The following is a 15876-nucleotide window of genomic DNA, read 5'->3' on the forward strand; positions in this document are numbered from 1 at the left end:
GCTGGCGGCGGTCATCCGGGCGGGGACCTTCGACGGGGCCGCTCAGGCGCTGCGGGTGACGCCGGCCGTCCGGCCGGCGCCCCCGCAGCGCCGCCCCGGGGGCGGTCACCGTGCCCGGGGCGATGTCGACCAGCGCGACGGTGCGCCCTCCGGCGCGCAGCTCCTCGTCCGTGAGCCGCACGGTGCCGCCGCGTCGGAGCAGCAGGAGTACGGCGGCGACCAGGACGCCGGGGACCGCCACCACCAGGGTGGGGACCGTCCACGCGGAGGGGTCGAAGGACCACAACAGCAGCCAGCTGAGGACGCACAGTGCGCCCAGCACCAGCCAGGCGCGGGCGCCGGCGCGGCGCTCCTCGTACCGGATCACGCCGACATCGTAGGAGCCGCTCAGCCGGGACCGGGCCGGTATCCCGGCGGCGGGACGGCCCGCTGCAGCGCCACGTCGAGCAGCAGCGCGAGCCCGTACCGCGGTTCCTGCCGCAGCGCCCGCTCGACCGCGATGTTGGCGACCGTGCCCTCGCCGTGCCACCAGGCGACCACCCCGAGCACGGCCAGCACCGGCCCGCGGTGCTCCCGCGGGAACCGCACCGCCAACGCGTGCAACCGCTCCAGCAAGGCCGGCAGGGCGGGTCGCTCACCCGGCAGCATCGCCCGGAGTACCCGGACCACCTCGGGCCGTGGTTGGTGCGTCGTGGGCCGGGTGGCCGAGCCCGGGGTCAGCCACCACAGCAGAGCGTCGCGGAACGGCAGCGAGCGCAGCGACCCGACGAGCAGCGCCAGCTCGCCGGCGTCAAGGTCCTCCGGGCCCTCCCGGAGCACGTGCGCCCAGATTGCGGCCCACCGGTCGGCGCGCTCCCGGCCGGGCTCCTCCCGCTCGTCCCGGAGCAGCTGTCCGGTATCCGTGCCGGACCCGGACAGCGCCCGCCGGACCGCCGCGTGCGTGAGCACCGGACCGTCCTCGTCCAGTGGCCGGCACAGCGACTGCCTGTCAGCGACCGGACTGCGCCCGAGCAGCACGAACTCGGCGACCGCCGGCACGTCCGCCGGCTCGGGCAGCAGCTGCCAGGCCGGGTCGGTGGCCTCCGGGGAGGGCTGCCCGTCGACGTCGAGCCGACACCACCGCTCCCCCCGCACCCGGGCCACCGCTGCCAGCTGGGCCGTCCCCGTCTCGGTGCACAGGGCCGCCAGGTGGGCCAGCGTGGCGGTGGCGTCCTCGTCGGCCGCCTCGTCCTCGAACGCGACCAGCAGCACGGTGCCGAGGCCGTGGGAGTGCAGCACCTGCAGCAGCTGCCTGCCGAGCTCCTCCAGCGCCTGGTCGGCCGGCGCCTCCTCGCTGTCGACGGGAAGGTCGACGCGCATCACCGGGCCGACGGTGGCGCCCCCTCCCGGCAGGTCGTGCATGGTCACCATGACCAGGCTGCTCCGTGGCCGGTAGCCCAGCTGGTAGGGCAGCAGCGTGATCAGCTCGGCAGGGCTGCGGACGGAGGCCGTCGCGCGGGGCGTGGTCGTCATGGTGGCCACGCTGCTCCCGCCGCGGGCGCCCGCCCATCGCGGCACCCGGTGCTGTGGAGACCCGCCGCTGACCCGTGGCGGTGGGGACCCGCCGCACCGCCCCGGGACGATGGGGACCTGCGACCGGGCGGCGGGGGGCTGCTAGGCCTGGCCCACGTCCTCACCGGCGGACAGCGCCCGGGGCGGGAACTCCTCGCGGGCGTGGTCGGCGATCTTGTTCATCAGCCAGCCGTCCAGGCCGGCGCCGATCACGCCGCCGGCGAGGGGGACCGCGCGGCCCAGCCGGCCCAGGGTGCGGGCGCCCAGCTGGGTGGCGATCCGGAAGCCGACCCCCTTGTTGATGATCATGATCGCGGTCTGCGGGAGGTTCTTCATCGCCAGCTGGGCCAGCCGTCCGCCGGTGGGGACGCCGGCCTTGCGCAGCAACTCCTGGGAGTCGGCGCCGACCAGCGCCAGCAGCACGGCCGAGCGCACCTCCGGCCGGGTGATCTCGTACCCGCGCACGGTCGCCACGCTGGCCACCATGCGGGTGGCCAGCACGTAGAACTCGACGATGTTGGCCGGCAGCGCCACCGGCAGCGTGAACAGGCCCCCGACGCCGGTGACGAACCCGCCGCCCGCGGCCGCCTTGATGTGCTTCTTGCAGATCGCGTCGATGGCCCGCTCCCGGTCAGGGTGCTCCCGCAGTGCCTCGGCCACCACCTGCTGCACCGAGTCCAGCGGTCCCAGCCCGTCGATGCCGATGTCCATCAGCTTGTCCACCAGCCCCTGGGCGGTGCGGGCGGTCATCCCCTCCTCGGTCGGGGCCTTCGGGGTGCTGGTGCCCTCCCGGTCGGTCGCGGCCACGTCGTCGTCCTCCTCCTGCAGCGTCCTGGGCGCGGCCGGCTGCTGCCGGCACGTGCTGCGACTCCATCGTGCCCCGGCCGGCCGGAGGGTGCACCCGGGAGTCGTGGCGGCCAGGGGTCGGTGCGGTGCAGTAGGTTGACCGACCATGGGGAGCGACAGCGCACGCGGCCGGAGCGCCCGCCTGCTGGGCCTGGTCGCCGCCGGCCTGGCGGCGCTCGGGATCGTCCTGCTCACCCTCGGGGTGGTCGGGCTGCTGACGACGGCCACGCCGCACATGCGGGGGTTTAACGCCGGGCAGACGGTCACCGTGGGTGAGCAGGGCATGTCGGTCTACTCCCGGCAGGACGCGGTCCGACAGCAGGCAGTGTGCCGGGCCGCGGAGGAGGGGGGCACCAGCTACACGTTCGAGCGGCCCGTGGAGACGTTCGCGGTGGACGTGTCCGGTACGCCGTTCTACGAGGTAGCCCGCAGCCCGGAGGGCATGGAGCCCGGCCGCTACGAGCTGGCCTGCGAGGGCACCGACCAGGCCGTCTACGCCGGGCCGCGCGCCGACCGGACGGTCGCTCCCGGGCTGGTCGGCACCGCGGGCCTGGTGAGCGGCATCATCGTGCTGGCCGTGGCGGTGCTGCTCGGCCTGGGGGCACTGCTGGCCGCGCGCACCTCACGCGGAAGGCCAGGGTCTGGGCAGGTCGCGCCGATGGGTCCCTACCCGTACGGGCCGCCGGAGCGGCACTCGGCCGCCCACCCCGGCATCGACCCGTACGCGCCGCCGGGGCAGCAGGGCCACTGGGCCACCGACCCGTACGCGGCTCCGGGGACGCCGGGGCCGTACCGCCACGCGGGTGCACCGGGCGGTAGCCCGGCCGACCCCTACGGCCCGCCGCCGCAACCGGGCGGCTACCCGCAGCCAGGCGGCTACCCGGGCGGGACCGAAGCGCGGCCGCTGTCCGAGCTGCCACCCCCCACGGGGCAGCCCTACGGCAGCGGGCCGGAGCGCACGGAGAGTGGCCCTGAGGGTCCCGGGCACGAGGACCAGCAGGGCCGCCGCGACGGCGGGCATGACGACGAACGCGACGGCGCCGACCGCACCGAGCGGCAGCAGCGCCCCTGGACCTGGTAGCGGCTACTCGCGCTCGTCGCCGGAGCGGTCCTCGCCGTCGGTGGCCTCGCGCAGGAACTGCTCGAACTCGGCGCCGATCTCGTCGGCGGAGGGCAGGTCGGCGACTTCGGCCGCCAGCAGGCTGCGGCGCCGCTGTCCCTCCAGGAACCGGTCGTAGCGCTCCTCCAGCTCCCCGACCACCTCGGAGACCTCCGTGGAGGCGGCGACCTCCTTGGTGATCTCGGCGCGGTTGAGTCCGGCCGCGGCGACCAGGTCGGCGGTCGGCACCTCCAGACCGGTGTAGGCCAGCAGCGCGTCCAGCGCGGACACCGCGGCGTCGCCGAAGCGGGCCTGGGACAGGTAGTGCGGGACGTGCACGGCCAGGCCGTAGGTCTCGACGCCGGCCTCGGCGAGCCGGACGTGCAGCAGCGTGTCGGCGCTGCCTGGCACCTGCACCTGGCCGAAGAAGGCCTCCTGGCCGGCCAGCGCCTCGGGGTTGGAGGAGAACCGGGTCATGCCGACCGGGCGGGTGTGCGGCACGGCCATCGGGATGCCATGGGCGCTGACCATGCGCCGCACGCCGAAGGCCAGGCAGATCTGCCGGACCGCCTCGGCGAAGGCCTCCCAGCGGTAGTCGGGCTCCACCCCGTGCAGCAGCAGGAAGGGGGTGCCGGCGTGGTCGATCATCCGGTAGAGCAGCAGCGAGGGGTCGGCGTAGTCGGCCCAGTGGTCCCGGTCGAACGTCATCGCGGGGCGCCGGCCCCGGTAGTCGACCAGCTCGTCGACGTCGAAGCTGGCCACGACGTGGCGGTCGTCGAGCGTCTCCAGCAGGTGCTCGGAGATCTGCTCACGCACCTCCCCGGCGTCAATGAAGCCGTCCAGTGCCACGACGAGCAGCGGCGTGTGCGTCGGCTGCGCGGCGGCGTCGTCCTCCAGCCGGTACAGCGAGCTCGGGTCGATCACGGGTCGGTCCGTCCTTCCACGCGGGTGGTGTGCTCACCGGTGCAACGTCCTGAGGTGGGTCATTCTTCCGCCCGTCGCGGCCCACCGGTCGCCGCCGCCTCGCACCCCGGCTCAGCAGCAGGTCACAATTTGGCAAGGAACCCGCCCTCGGATGATGTCGCTGACGGCCGCGGATGATACCTGTTGAACTTATGACGACTGAGGGGCCTCGTTCCACCGTGTTCCACGACCTTGACCGGTACGTGGCGCACCCCCGTCTGGCGGGGTTGGCCATCAGCCCCGACGGCACCCGGCTGGTGACCACCGTGGCGACGATGAGCCGCAAGGGTGACGGCTACGCCACCGCGGTGTGGGGACTGGACCCCACCGGCGAACGCCCGGCGCACCGCATCACCCGCAGCGCCCGGGGCGAGTCCGGCGCGGCCTTCAACGCCCGCGGTGACCTGTACTTCACCTCCGCGCGGCCCGACCCCGACCGGGACGACGACCAGCCCAGCGTGGCGCTGTGGCAGAAGCCCGCCGAGGGCGGCGAGGCCCGGGTGGTGCTCACCCGCCCCGGCGGCGTCGGCCGGGTGCAGTGCGCCCGTGACGCCGACGTCACCGTGGTCACCGCCCCGGTGCTGGCCGGTGCCACCGACGAGACCTCCCACGCCGCGCTGCACAAGGTGCGCAAGGAGGGCCACGTCGACGCGATCCTGCACGAGGGCTACCCGGTCCGGTTCTGGGACCACGACCTGGGCCCGGCCGCGCCGCAGCTGCACGTGGCCGAGCGGGACGAGGAGTCGCTGCCGCCGCACCCGACCACCGTGGACTACCGGCCACCGGTGCGGCTGCGCTCGGTCACCCCGGACGTCGGCGCCACGCTGGCCGCCCAGCAGACCCAGCTCGCTCCTGACGGCAGCTTCGCCCTGGTGCAGCTGAGCCAGCCGGTCGGCCGCGCCGAGCGCCGGGAGGTGTTGGCCCGGGTGGACCTGGCCACCGGCACCCGGCAGGTGCTGCTGGACGAGGACGGCGTGGACTTCGCGCCCGGCCCGGTCAGTCCCGACAGCGGCCGCGCGATCATCATCGAGGAGCGGCAGTCCACCCCCGACCGCGCCACCCGCCCCCAGCTGATGGTGCTCGATCTGGCCACCGGCGAGCGGACCGCGCTGGCACCAGACTGGGACCGGTGGCCGCACGCCAAGGCCTGGAGCCCGGACGGCGCCACCGTCTACTGCGTGGCCGACGACCAGGGCCGCTGCCCGGTCTTCGCCGTCGACGTCGCCACCGGTGACGTCCGGCAGCTGACGCGGGACGACGCCGCCTACAGCGAGCTGGTGCTCTCCCCCGACGGCCGCACCGGCTACGGCGTGCGCAGCAGCTACCAGTACCCCGCCGAGGTGGTGCGCATCGACCTCGGCTCCGGCGAGGTGACCGCACTGCCCGGTCCCGTCAGCCGTCCGGAGCTGCCCGGTCGGCTGGAGGAGGTCGAGACCATTACTGCGGACGGCACCCCGGTGCGCGGCTGGCTCGCGCTGCCGCACCGGGAGGTCGTGGACGCCGACGGCCCGGTGCCGATGCTGCTGTGGATCCACGGCGGCCCGCTCGGCTCGTGGAACGCCTGGACCTGGCGCTGGAACCCGTGGCTGATGGTGGCCCAGGGCTACGCCGTGCTGCTTCCGGACCCCGCGCTGTCCACCGGCTACGGGCAGGACTTCATCGAGCGCGGCTGGGGCCGCTGGGGCGCGGAGCCCTACACCGACCTGATGGCGATCACCGACAGCGCCGTGGCCAGGCCCGACATCGACGAGACCCGGACCGCGGCGATGGGTGGTTCCTTCGGTGGCTACATGGCCAACTGGGTGGCCGGGCACACCGACCGGTTCCAGGCGATCGTCACCCACGCCTCGCTGTGGGCGCTGGACCAGTTCGGGCCCACGACCGACGCGGCCTTCTACTGGGCGCGGGAGATGACCGAGGAGATGGCACTGGCGCACTCCCCGCACCGGTTCGTGGAGCAGATCGTGACCCCGATGCTGGTCATCCACGGGGACAAGGACTACCGGGTGCCGATCGGCGAGGGGCTGCGGCTGTGGTACGACCTGCTGTCCCGTTCCGGGCTGCCGGCCGACGAGCAGGGCCGTGCGGCCCACCGGTTCCTGTACTTCCCGCACGAGAACCACTGGATCCTCGCCCCGCAGCACGCCAAGGTCTGGTACCAGGTCGTCAGCGGGTTCCTGGCCGAGCACGTGCTCGGCCAGCAGGCCCCACAGCTGCCGCAGGTGCTGGGCCGCACGCCGGCCACGCCCGAGCAGCTCGAGGAAGCCGCCGAGGAGCAGCAGGAGGCGCGCGCCGCCACCGAGCAGGACGAGTCGGCCGCCGCGGACTGACCGCCGGGTGAGTGCGGGCCGCTACGGCCGGCTGCGCTCGTCCGGCATGATCAACCACAGCACCAGGTAGATCACGACCTGCGGGCCGGGCAGCAGGATGCTGAGCACGAAGATGAGCCGCATCGTCGTCGGGCTCATCCCGAACCGTCGCGCCAGCCCGGCGCAGACACCGGCGATGACGCGGTCACGCGATCTGACCAGTCCGCCCATGGTGACCTCCTCGGGTCGGTCGGGACCTCAGCATCACCCGGTCGGCCCGCCCGCGCAACCGGCCGCGGTCGGGAGCGTCAACGGAGGCCGGCCAGCACCAGCACGGCGACCAGCAGGTTGTTCGCGCTGTGCAGCACCAGCCCCGGCCAGAGCGAGCGGTGCACCCGCACCAGCACGGCGGCGGCCAGCCCGACCGCGCCCACGATGACCATGACGACGGGGATCCCGTGCGCGGCCGCGAAGCACAGCGTCGAGCCGACGACTGCCACCGGCCAGCCCGCCCAGCCCTCGAGCCAGCCGTACAGCATCCGCCGGAACACGACCTCCTCGAGCAGCGGCACGACCACGGCCACCGCGAGGACCGTCAGCACCATCGAGGCCGGGGGGCCGAAGCGGATCGCCTCCTGCGTGGCGGTGTCGGACCGCGCGGACGGCTGCAGCCCGATGGCGCTGGCTACCGCGATGGCAGGGACCACCGCCACCAGCCAGGCGACGGGAACCTCCCAGGCCAGGTGCCACGGCGAGCGCCGACCGCGCACCAGCCCGAGGTCGCGCCAGCCCCACCCTCGGCGGCGGGCCACCAGCCACGTCGCCAGGCCGCTGAGGAGCGCGGCCACCGGGAGGAACCAGATGAGGAACCCGCGCTGCCCCAGCACGCCGAGCGCGGCAGCGGCCAGCAGGCCCGCCACCCCCACCACGGCGGGCACGACCAGGGCGCCGGCGAACCAGAGCACGTCGCGGAACTGGACCCGCCTCGCGAAGGTCGCGGCCGTGACGGGGCCCCGGGGTCCCACGGCGGGTCAGTCGCGCATCCGGTCGGCGAGCTCCACCAGCGACTCGACGGTCAGCTCTGGCGCCTCGAAGTGTCCTGGGTACGACGGCGAGGGGGCGTCCCCGCGGCCGGCCCGGCGCACCCACGCGGCCCGCAGCCCGGCCCGCCGCGCACCGTCGACGTCCCACGGGTGCACCGCGACCAGCATCGCCTCGGAGGCGGTCACGCCGCACTGCTCGAGGGCGTAGTGGTAGGACGCCGGCGCCGGCTTCCACAGCCCGGCCTCGTCCACTGACATGAACCGCTCGATGCGGTCGCGCGCGCCGGCGCGCTCCAGCAGCCCCTCGGCGACCGACGTGGCGCCGTTGGTGAGGGTCACCAGGCGCACCCCGAGCTCGTCGAGGGCGGTCAGGCCCGGCACCACGTCGGGGTGCACGTCCAGCTGGCCGAACCCGTCGAGCACGTGGTCGGCCGCGGCGTCCAGGTCCCGGTCCAGCTCGAGGTCGGCCGCGGCGAGCTGCTGGCGCAGCATCTCGCGCGCGATCTGCGCGAACGGGGCGCTGGTGCCCGCCGCGGCGAGCGCGAACCCGTCCCGCAGCACCGAGGCGAACCACGTCGCGGCCAGGTGGCCGGGTGCCCCCACCTCGGCGAACCGGTCCGCCATCGGGCGCATGTCCGACAGCGTCTCGTTGACGTCGAGGACCACCACCTCCGGCCGGGGCAGCCTCCCCTCACCCTCGCCGACGGTCACGGCGCTCCCCTCCGGGGAGCGGCCGGGCCGCCCTTCCCCGCGTCCTGCCCCGTGCCGGTCTGGTGCCGACCACCGCCCTCGGGCGAGCGCACCACCAGGTTGACCACGGCCAGCGCCAGGCCGCCCCACAGGACCAGCATGGCCAGCGCCATCATCGCGATCGCACCGCCGCTCATCGGGTCACCTCCTCCTCCGCACCAGGCGGTCTGAGGCCCTCCTCGGCGTCCAGCGCCGCCACGGTCAGCGGGGTCTCCCGCCGCCACGGCAGCGCCGACAGCACGAAGCCGAGCACGAGCACGGCGACGGCCGCGCCCCACCCGAAGGTACCCAGCATCCAGGCCGGGTAGTCCTCGTAGGGCTGGCGCAGGTCGGTCAGCAGCGCGTCGACGAGCACGTACCCGAGAGCGATCGGCGCGACCACACCGACGAGCGCGCGCCAGCCGACGCCCAGCCGCACCGACCCCACCCGGTTGAGGTGGTCGGCCAGCGTCGGCAGCAGCCGCAGCGCCCAGGTCAGCACCAGCATGCTGACCACGGCCACCAGCAGGATGCCGAACCGGTTGATGAAGTGGTCGGCGATGTCGAGCACGTACAGCCCGCTGCTGGTGCTGAACATCAGCAGGCTGATCACCGAGGTCGGGACGACCACGACGGAGGTGGCGACTCCGCGGCTGAGCTCGAACTTGTCGCGCACCGCCGAGATCACGACCTCGACGACGCTGATGAGGGAGGTGATGCCGGCCAGCACCAGCGAGCCGAAGAACAGCACGCCCAGCACTGCCCCGGCCGGGGCCTCGCTGATGATCGCCGGGAACGCCACGAACGCCAGCCCCACCCCCGAGGCCACGACCTCACCGACGGCCACGCCGGAGGCCTGCGCCATGAAGCCCAGCGCGGAGAACACGCCGATGCCGGCGAGCAGCTCGAACCCGGAGTTGGAGAACCCGACGACCAGCGCCGACCCGGTCATGTCGGTGTCGCGCCCCACGTAGGAGGCGTAGGTGATCATGATCCCGAACCCGATGGAGAGCGAGAAGAAGATCTGGCCGTACGCCGCTCCCCACACCCCCGGGTCGGCCAGCGCGGCCCAGTTGGGCGCGAACAGCGCCTCCAGCCCGACCGAGGCGCCGGGCAGCAGCACCGCCTGCACGACCAGGGCGAGGAAGACCAGCAGCAGGACCGGCATGAAGATCAGTGCGACCTTGCCCACGCCCCGCTGGACGCCGAGGGCCATCACCACCGCCAGGCCGAGCCAGACGGCCAGCATCGGGATCAGCACCCCGGGCACGAACACCATGTCCACACCCGGGTCGCCCAGCTGCAGGAAGTCGGTGAAGAAGAAGCCCTCCGGGTCCTCACCCCAGGCCTGGGTCACCGAGAAGCCGGTGTAGCGCAGCGCCCAGGCGATGACGGCGGCGTAGTAGACGGCGATGACGAAGCAGATCCCCACCTGCCACCAGCCCAGTCCCTCGGCCGCGCGCCGGGCCCGCGCGAACGACAACGGCGCCGAGCCGCGGTGGCGGTGGCCCATCGCGTAGTCGAGCAGCAGGAACGGCAGGCCAGCGGTCAGCAGGGCGACCAGGTAGGGCAGGATGAACGCCCCGCCACCGCCCTCGTAGGCCACGTACGGGAACCGCCAGATGTTGCCCAGCCCCACCGCCGAGCCGATGGCGGCGAGGATGAACACGGTCCGGGACGAGAACGCCCCGCGTCTGGCCTCGGTGCCCGTGTCCGGGGCACTGCTGCTGGTCATCAGCCCTCCTCGGTGGCGATCGGTCAATCTCCGATGATGCCACCGCCGTGCGGCGCTAGCGCAGGGGGACGGCGGTCGGCCGAGAGCGCCCCTCAGCTGGCCTCGCCGTCGATGACCTCCCCCGGCCCACGGCCGTGCTCGTGCTCCCAGGCCAGAAAGTCATCGGTCAGGTTGACCAGCGAGACCGCCAGCCAGCTCACCACCACCAGGTCGTCACCGATGCCGAACACGCCGAGGAGCCCTTCCGGCACGAGGTCGACCGGTGAGACGACGTAGCCGGTTGCGCCGGCCATGAGCAGCAGCCGCTTGAGGTCGGCGCCGGCGTAGTCGCCGCGGCGCACCGCCGCTACCAGCCGCGGCAGTGCCGCCAGCCGCTCCCCCAGACCAGGACTGCCGGGGCGGGCCACCGATCGCGCCGCCGAGGCGACCCCGAGCAGGGCCTTCCACCGGAACCTGCGTGCCGTCGTCGTCGCCATGCTGCACCTCCTGCTCCCGCGGCGCTCCCGCCGCTGCCGGGCTTCAGCAGGGATCAACGCCTCGACCGGCTATGGCGTTCCCCTCAGGACGCGGTCGCGGCCTCGGCCCGGTCCATCGCGGTGTAGATCCGCTTGGCCGAGACCGGCCGGGGCGTGCCGAGCCGCTGGGCGAACAGCGAGACCCGCAGCTCCTGGACCTGCCAGGCGATATCGACCACGTCGGGGTCGGCGCGGCGGTGCGCGGGCAGCCCGTCGCGGAAGGCGGCGAGCTCCTCCTCGACGACCTGCACCTCCGCCATCCGCTGCCGGTCCCGGGCAAGGTCCTGCGGGCCCTTCTCGAGCCGCTCGGCCATCGCCCGCAGGTACCGCACCAGGTGCGGCAGCCGGTGGTAGCCGGTGTCGGCGACGAAGCCGGGCCGGACCAGGCGGTCCAGCTGCTGCCGCAGGTCGGCGGCCATCTCGGCAGCCGCCGGGGCGGTGAGCCGCTGCAGCGCCAGCGACACCTCGCGCGCCGTCGTGAGGACCGGCACCAGGTGCTCGACGATCTCCAGCACCCGCGGCACCGACTGCTGCCGCACGGTCGCCAGCGCCTGCTCGAACCCGGCCCGGTCGCGCACCGTCGCCCCCGGCATCTCGGCGACCACGGAGTCGACCGCCGCGGCGAGGGCGTCCTCCAGCAGCGCGGGGACCGAGCCGTGCGGGTTGTGCCCGAGCGCGAGCTTCTGCTCGTTGGTCAGCAGGGCGAGCAGCCGCTTCCACGGCGGGGTGATGTTGAGCAGCAGCAGCCGGCGGATGCCCAGCAGGGTCGCCCGGTCCCGCTCCGACGGGGTGCCGAGCACCTGCAGGTCCACCGCCTCGCCGGTGTCGACGAGGGCGGGGTAGCCCTGCACCGTCCTGCCGCCGACCTTCTGCTCGAAGGTCTCCGGCAGCCGGCCGATCTCCTCGGTCCAGTCGGTGAGCCCGCGCCGCTCGATCGCCGCCCCGGCCCGCGCCATCGTGGTCCGCACCGCCGGCGCGAGCTCGGCCTGCAGCGCGGCCAGGTCCTTGCCCTCGGCCAGCGTCTCCCAACGGGCGCGGCCGCCGCGTTTGCGCCCGCCCTTGCTTCCGCCGCTACCGCCCTGCCGGCGCTCGACCCGGAACGTCACCCGCAGGTGGTCCGGTACCCGGCCCAGGTCGAAGTCCTCCGGGTCGACGCGGGTCTGCCCGCGGTGGGAGAGCACGTCGGCCAGCTCCTCCACGAGCGGGCCCGGCGGCGGCTCGCCGGTATGCGGCTCCGGTCGCCCCTGCGCGTGCAGCTCGGCCAGCGCGGCGCGGGCGTGGTCCGGGGCGGGCACGAAGCTGCGGCGCACCGCCTTGGGCAGTGACCGCACGAGGGCGGTGACCAGCTCCTCGCGCACCCCGGGCACCTGCCACTCGAAGCCCTCCGGGGAGACCTGGTTGAGCACCTCGATCGGCACGTGGCAGGTGACACCGTCGGCCTCGGCGCCGGGTGAGAACTGGTAGGTCAACCGCAGCTCGAGATCGCCCTGCCGCCAGCTCCCGGGGTAGTCCTGCTCGCTCACCGCGGAGGCGCCGGCCGCGGTGACCGTGTCCTCGGTGAAGGTGAGCAGGTCGGGGTTCTCCCGGCGAGCCTGCTTCCACCAGGCGTCGAAGTGGGCCCCGGAGACCACCTCCTCGGGGATCCGCTGGTCGTAGAAGGCCACCAGCGTCTCGTCGTCGACCACGATGTCGCGCCGCCTGGCGCGGGCCTCCAGGTCACCGAGCTCGCGCAGCAGCCGCCGGTTGGCGTGGAAGAACTCGTGCCGGGTCTCCCAGTCGCCCTCGACCAGACCGTGCCGGATGAACAGGTCCCGCGACACCTCGGGGTCGACCCGGCCGTAGGCCACGGTGCGCCCGGCCACCAGCGGGACGCCGTAGAGGCTGACGCGCTCGTCGGCCACGGCGGCGGAGCGGCTACGGGACCAGCGGGGCTCGGAGTAGGAGCGCTTGACCAGGTGCTGGGCGGCCCGCTCCACCCAGGCCGGGTCGACGACGGCGTTGATCCGCGCCCACAGCCGGGTGGTCTCCACCAGCTCGGCGGTCATCACCCAGTCGGGGTTGCGCTTGAACAGCACCGAGCCGGGCTGGATGTGGAACCGGGCCCCGCGGGCGCCGAGGTAGTCGCGGCGCTCGGGGTCGCGCAGGCCGACCAGCGAGAGCAGGCCCGCCAGCAGGCTCTGGTGGACGGCGTCCGGACCGGCGGGGTTGTCGCTGCGGCGCAGGCCCACCTCCTTGCACGCCTGGAGCAGCTGGGTGTGCAGGTCCTGCCACTCCCGCACCCGCAGGTAGTGCAGGAACTCCCGCTGGCACATCCGGCGGAACGCGCTGCCGGACAGCTCCTTCTGCTGGTTGCGCAGGTAGCGCCACAGGTTGAGCAGCACCAGGAAGTCGCTGTCCTCGGCGCCCTCCCGGAACCGGGCGTGCGCCTGGTCGGCCTGGGTCTGCTTCTCGCTGGGCCGCTCGCGCGGGTCCTGGATCGACAGCGCCGCCACGATCGGGAGCACCTCGCGCAGCGCGCCGTGCCGGTCGGCCTCCAGCAGCATCCGCGCCAGCCTCGGGTCGACCGGCAGCCGGGCGATGGCCCGGCCGTCCGGAGTGAGCCGACGCCGCGGCTGGTCGGCCGGCGCCGTCGGGTCGATCGCGCGCAGCTCGGTCAGCAGCCGCACGCCGTCGGCCACCTGCCGGGAGTCCGGCGGCTGCACGAACGGGAAGTCGCTGATCTCCCCCAGCCCCAGCGCGATCATCTGCAGGATGACGCTGGCCAGGTTAGTGCGCAGGATCTCGGGGTCGGTGAACTCCGGTCGGGCCTGGTAGTCCTCCTCCGAGTAGAGCCGGATCGCGACCCCGTCGGCGAGCCGGCCGCAGCGACCGGCCCGCTGGTTCGCACTCGCCTGGCTGATCGGCTCGATCGGCAACCGCTGGACCTTCAGCCGCTGGCTGTAGCGGCTGATGCGGGCGGTGCCGGAGTCCACCACGTAGCGGATCCCGGGCACGGTCAGCGAGGTCTCGGCCACGTTGGTCGCAACCACGATCCGCCGCCCACCGTGCGGCGCGAAGACCCGGTGCTGCTCGGCTGCCGACAGCCGCCCGTAGAGCGGAACCACCTCGGTGCTCGGCAGGTCCAGCCCGGCCAGGGCGTCGGCGGCATCACGGATCTCCCGCTCCCCCGAGCAGAACACCAGGATGTCCTGCGGTCCCCCGTCGGAGGCCTCGGGCTGGGTCCACAGCTCCTCGACCGCCTCCACGATGCCGGTGACCTGGTCCACGTCGACGGTCGTGCGGGTGCCGTTGGGCTGCACCGGCCCGGGCCGTGCCAACGGGCGGTACCGCACCTCCACCGGATAGGTACGCCCGGACACCTCGACCACCGGCGCGGGCGTGCCGTCAGGCGTGGCGAAGTGCTCGGCGAACCGCTCCACGTCGATGGTCGCCGAGGTGATGATGACCTTCAGGTCCGGACGACGCGGCAGCAGCCGCTTCAGGTAGCCGAGCAGGAAGTCGACGTTGAGGCTTCGCTCGTGAGCCTCGTCGACGATGATCGTGTCGTAGCGGCGCAGCTCGCGGTCCCGCTGCAGCTCCGACAGCAGGATGCCGTCGGTCATCACCTTCACGAGGGTGTCGGGGCGGGACTTGTCGGTGAACCGGACCTGGTAGCCGACGCCCGCCCCGAGCTCCATCTTCAGCTCCTCGGCGACCCGCTCGGCGACTGACCGGGCGGCGATGCGCCGCGGCTGGGTGTGGCCGATCGTGCCCTGCACGCCGCGACCGAGCTCAAGGCAGATCTTCGGGATCTGGGTGGTCTTGCCGGACCCGGTCTCCCCCGCCACGACGACGACCTGGTGGTCGCGGATGGCGGCGGCGATGTCGTCCTTCCGCTCGACGACCGGCAACTGCGCCGGGTAGTCGATCCGCGCCGGCACCCGGGCGCGGCGGGCCGCGACGTGCTGCGCGCGGGCGCTGCCACCGTCGCGCGGACCTCGCCGGCTCCCACCACGCGGTCGACGCCGGCTCTTGCCCGGTGGCCGGCCGCCGTCTCCGTCCTGCTGCTGGCGCTGGCGCTGGCGCTGATCCTGCTTTCCCCTCTGCTGCCGATCCTGCTGTCCGCCCTGCTGCCGATCCTGCTCGCGGGCAGGCCGCGGCGACGGCGCGGGCTGGTCAGGCATGCTCCCAGGATAGGTGGTGAGCCTCGGCCGTCGGCCGTATCTCAAGCGCGCCGGTGCCCACCTCGACGTCCCAGCTGGCCATCCACACCGGACCATGCCCGAACTGATTGTCCCCAGCTGTGGCCAGGGTGCGGGCACTGTCGGGCCCGGGTGGGATGCTGGACACGTGTTCGCAGGTGAGCGTGGTGGTGGGTCCGGCAGGGGCCGCGGGCAGGGGGATGCCGGCGGTGGGGACATGCTGCTGCTGGACCGCCCCGGCCAGGCCGGGGCGGGTCAGGAGTCGTTCGTGGCGACCGAGACGACTGAACCGGTGCAGGGGCCGTTGGCGCGGGCCAGGGTGGCGTTGGCGGCGGCCAAGCACAGGCGAGCCAGCTGGCCCGTGCCACGACCGGGCAGCTGCAGGCCCGGATGGGCGAGGCGGCCCAGCTCCGCACCGACCTGGACCAGGTCACCGTCCGGGTCGCCCTGGAAGCGGCCGGTCGCGGGCTGCACCTGGACGAGGGCATGTCGCTGTATGACTGGCTCTGCCAGCAGCTGCCGTGGGCCTCGAACCGGGAGGTCGCCGACCTGGTCGCGGTCTGCAACCACGCCACCAACCCCGGACACGGCCCGGTCCGCGACGCCGTCACCACCGGGCAGCTACCACCCCGGCGGGCCGCCAGCCTGCTGCGGTGCCTGGACAAGGTCCGCCCCGCACTGCCCCGGGCCGGTGACCCCGACCAGCCCGAGGACGGCAGCTATGACTCAGCGGTCAGGCTGCTGCTGGGAGTGGCCACCGACCCCGGCTACACCGACACCGACCTGGCCAAGGTCACCGACCGGCTCATCGACGTCGCCCTACCCGAGCACACCCGCACCTCCCGCGACCAGGCACTGCAGCAGCTACGCGCCGTCAACGAGTCCAGCCTCGCCGACGGGTCACT

The 15876-nt window shown here is 73.9% G+C and carries 13 protein-coding genes and 1 pseudogene; 3 read left to right on the forward strand and 11 right to left on the reverse strand.

Annotated features, from left to right (window positions below):
- The 3 genes from GFJ45_RS11200 to GFJ45_RS11210 all read right to left on the reverse strand — a co-directional run.
- Positions 1-367, reverse strand: a 367-nt coding sequence (locus GFJ45_RS11200; RefSeq protein WP_153397207.1) for a DUF3093 family protein, incomplete at its 3' end; no start/stop codon positions are given.
- Between the two features lie 20 nt (positions 368-387).
- Entirely contained in the window at positions 388-1512 is a 1125-nt protein-coding gene (locus tag GFJ45_RS11205; protein WP_153397209.1) for a DUF4192 domain-containing protein, read from the reverse strand.
- Positions 1513-1653: 141 nt separating this feature from the next.
- On the reverse strand, positions 1654-2358 hold the full coding sequence (locus GFJ45_RS11210; protein ID WP_228386897.1) for an EcsC family protein: 705 nt from the start codon (positions 2356-2358) through the stop codon (positions 1654-1656).
- 145 nt (positions 2359-2503) lie between these two features.
- On the opposite strand from GFJ45_RS11210, the gene GFJ45_RS11215 reads away from it, so the two are divergent.
- Positions 2504-3478, forward strand: coding sequence for a hypothetical protein (locus tag GFJ45_RS11215; protein ID WP_153397211.1), 975 nt, complete (start codon positions 2504-2506; stop codon positions 3476-3478).
- Positions 3479-3481: 3 nt separating this feature from the next.
- Here the strand turns inward: GFJ45_RS11215 and GFJ45_RS11220 are convergent, their stop codons facing one another.
- Complete coding sequence (locus tag GFJ45_RS11220) at positions 3482-4420, reverse strand: PAC2 family protein (protein ID WP_153397213.1); 939 nt, start codon at positions 4418-4420, stop codon at positions 3482-3484.
- Between the two features lie 173 nt (positions 4421-4593).
- On the opposite strand from GFJ45_RS11220, the gene GFJ45_RS11225 reads away from it, so the two are divergent.
- Positions 4594-6789, forward strand: a complete 2196-nt coding sequence (locus GFJ45_RS11225) for a S9 family peptidase (protein WP_407670395.1) — start codon at positions 4594-4596, stop codon at positions 6787-6789.
- Between the two features lie 21 nt (positions 6790-6810).
- On the opposite strand, the gene GFJ45_RS11230 is transcribed toward GFJ45_RS11225, so the two are convergent.
- The 7 genes from GFJ45_RS11230 to hrpA all read right to left on the reverse strand — a co-directional run bounded on the left by GFJ45_RS11230 (position 6811) and on the right by hrpA (position 14953).
- Positions 6811-6999: a PspC domain-containing protein gene (locus GFJ45_RS11230; RefSeq protein WP_153397217.1), complete on the reverse strand. Its 189-nt coding sequence runs from the start codon at positions 6997-6999 to the stop codon at positions 6811-6813.
- Positions 7000-7076: 77 nt separating this feature from the next.
- A complete protein-coding gene (locus GFJ45_RS11235) occupies positions 7077-7793 on the reverse strand; it encodes a CPBP family intramembrane glutamic endopeptidase (protein ID WP_153397219.1) in 717 nt (238 codons plus the stop codon).
- Between the two features lie 6 nt (positions 7794-7799).
- Positions 7800-8522, reverse strand: coding sequence for a haloacid dehalogenase type II (locus tag GFJ45_RS11240; protein WP_228386898.1), 723 nt, complete (start codon positions 8520-8522; stop codon positions 7800-7802).
- Positions 8519-8698, reverse strand: coding sequence for a methionine/alanine import family NSS transporter small subunit (locus GFJ45_RS11245; protein ID WP_153397221.1), 180 nt, complete (start codon positions 8696-8698; stop codon positions 8519-8521). Before GFJ45_RS11245 ends, GFJ45_RS11240 begins: the two co-directional genes overlap by 4 nt.
- A complete protein-coding gene (locus tag GFJ45_RS11250; RefSeq protein ID WP_153397223.1) occupies positions 8695-10275 on the reverse strand; it encodes a sodium-dependent transporter in 1581 nt (526 codons plus the stop codon). Before GFJ45_RS11250 ends, GFJ45_RS11245 begins: the two co-directional genes overlap by 4 nt.
- Positions 10276-10367: 92 nt before the next feature.
- Positions 10368-10751 (reverse strand): YkvA family protein, encoded by a 384-nt coding sequence (locus GFJ45_RS11255; RefSeq protein WP_153397225.1) that lies wholly within the window; start codon positions 10749-10751, stop codon positions 10368-10370.
- Positions 10752-10834: 83 nt separating this feature from the next.
- Entirely contained in the window at positions 10835-14953 is a 4119-nt protein-coding gene (hrpA, locus tag GFJ45_RS11260; RefSeq protein ID WP_153397227.1) for an ATP-dependent RNA helicase HrpA, read from the reverse strand.
- A gap of 408 nt (positions 14954-15361) precedes the next feature.
- On the opposite strand from hrpA, the pseudogene GFJ45_RS11265 reads away from it, so the two are divergent.
- Positions 15362-15876, forward strand: a pseudogene (locus GFJ45_RS11265) (hypothetical protein); the annotation flags it as partial.

Origin of the sequence: Ornithinicoccus halotolerans (genome assembly GCF_009602535.1) — a bacterium.
Lineage (GTDB): Bacteria > Actinomycetota > Actinomycetes > Actinomycetales > Dermatophilaceae > Ornithinicoccus > Ornithinicoccus halotolerans.

Excerpts from the sequence above, each read along its gene's own strand:
- hrpA (WP_153397227.1), bottom strand. The coding sequence starts at position 14,953 with ATGCCTGACCAGCCCGCGCCGTCGCCGCGGCCTGCCCGCGAGCAGGAT.
- GFJ45_RS11245 (WP_153397221.1), bottom strand. The coding sequence starts at position 8,698 with ATGAGCGGCGGTGCGATCGCGATGATGGCGCTGGCCATGCTGGTCCTG.
- GFJ45_RS11205 (WP_153397209.1), bottom strand. The coding sequence starts at position 1,512 with ATGACGACCACGCCCCGCGCGACGGCCTCCGTCCGCAGCCCTGCCGAG.
- GFJ45_RS11250 (WP_153397223.1), bottom strand. The coding sequence starts at position 10,275 with ATGACCAGCAGCAGTGCCCCGGACACGGGCACCGAGGCCAGACGCGGG.
- GFJ45_RS11215 (WP_153397211.1), top strand. The coding sequence starts at position 2,504 with ATGGGGAGCGACAGCGCACGCGGCCGGAGCGCCCGCCTGCTGGGCCTG.
- GFJ45_RS11230 (WP_153397217.1), bottom strand. The coding sequence starts at position 6,999 with ATGGGCGGACTGGTCAGATCGCGTGACCGCGTCATCGCCGGTGTCTGC.
- GFJ45_RS11225 (WP_407670395.1), top strand. The coding sequence starts at position 4,594 with ATGATACCTGTTGAACTTATGACGACTGAGGGGCCTCGTTCCACCGTG.
- GFJ45_RS11255 (WP_153397225.1), bottom strand. The coding sequence starts at position 10,751 with ATGGCGACGACGACGGCACGCAGGTTCCGGTGGAAGGCCCTGCTCGGG.